Source organism: Pseudoflavonifractor sp. BSD2780061688st1 E11 (assembly GCF_005844125.1).
Taxonomy (GTDB): Bacteria; Bacillota; Clostridia; order Lachnospirales; family Lachnospiraceae; genus Sellimonas; species Sellimonas catena.
Map to the genome: position 1 here is coordinate 1 of NZ_SPHM01000108.1, position 1,197 is coordinate 1,197.

Sequence of the window (1,197 nt, forward strand, 5' to 3'; positions counted from 1 at the left end):
CTAAAGAAAAGTTGGCAATAGTATTCTATGCATCAATAGGAATTTTTGTTATAGCTGTATTGCTTACAATTTTTGCAGTAATCAAATCAGGTAAAAATGACAAAATGGAAGAGGCAAACAAGTATGCTAAGGGATTTCACGATATTATGCACTTGATTAGGGACTGTTATGGCGATTTGCTGGAGGTGACAGAGGAAGAAACTTATAATCGTCCTATTGCATTTAGAAAGTACATGACAGAAAAAGTAATGAAAATGATGGATTCTTTGGCGGGAAATTTGACTGAAGCGACGGGGTATAAAGTGCGTGCCTGTGTAAAAACATTTGATTTTATTCGGAATGGGGAAATGGATATAAATAAAATGAAATTAATTACTTTAGCAAGAAGTGGACAATCAAATGTAAATAATATGATTAGTGAACATTATAACCCTATTCCGTTGAATGAAAATACTGACTTCGAATATATTTTTAATATCAATGAAGGATATGTAGAAGAAAGAGTACATTTTTTTATTGTTGATGATTTGGAATAAGTATTCTAAAAAAAATGAATATAAAAATAGCAATAAAAAATGGAAAAAATCTTATACAACCACAATTGTCATGCCAATTCGCTTTTTGAAAACACCGGGTGAAGATAACGAAGAAGTTGAACCTAAATATGATATAATTGGCTGTCTATGTATAGATAGTAAAAAGAAAAATCTTTTTGCGATAGAAAACCGAGGATTTGTGTTAGAGTATCTTAAAGGCATAGCAGACATATTATATATTTATCTTAATGAATGTATTTTGTATCATGATTATTTGAAAGGGGAATAATAGATGATTAGAACTCGGATTCGTCACATTTTTAAAAATTATAACAAAAAAATGACAATATATGATTATATGCAAGAACCTAAAATTGCTATAAAAAAAGGAAATACATGTGATGCAAAATATGAGGCTAGACCTGTTTTTAATAGCATAAGAGTAGGAGAAAATAAGAAAAATGCTAACTCCAAGAATGAATACCGTAAATATAGAATGAAGAACAGGAAAAATAGGATGAAGATTATACAATGAATAGAATTAAAAGGTATAAAAAACATACGAACAAAAGGAGAAGGATCAGCTTGTCTGGATATAGGCAATGAACAATATTGCATCTGGACAGCTGGAATTTTCAACAGAAACTGATTTACAATTAAA

Annotated in this window: 3 protein-coding genes; all 3 read left to right on the forward strand. The window is 29.7% G+C overall.

All coding sequences use genetic code 11. The annotated features are described in order from the left end of the window. The coding region (locus tag FGQ85_RS18540; protein ID WP_171028022.1) for a hypothetical protein at positions 1 to 536 on the forward strand (536 nt) is incomplete at its 5' end. After that, on the forward strand, positions 520 to 825 hold the full coding sequence (locus tag FGQ85_RS18210; protein ID WP_138374162.1) for a hypothetical protein: 306 nt from the start codon (positions 520 to 522) through the stop codon (positions 823 to 825). The genes FGQ85_RS18540 and FGQ85_RS18210, both read left to right, overlap by 17 nt. A 3-nt stretch (positions 826 to 828) precedes the next feature. Beyond that, entirely contained in the window at positions 829 to 1,071 is a 243-nt protein-coding gene (locus tag FGQ85_RS18215; RefSeq protein WP_138374163.1) for a hypothetical protein, read from the forward strand. Positions 1,072 to 1,197 lie beyond the last annotated feature (126 nt).

What these genes read in the sequence shown, in the direction of transcription:
- FGQ85_RS18215 (WP_138374163.1), top strand. Translation starts at nt 829, where the DNA reads ATGATTAGAACTCGGATTCGTCACATTTTTAAAAATTATAACAAAAAA.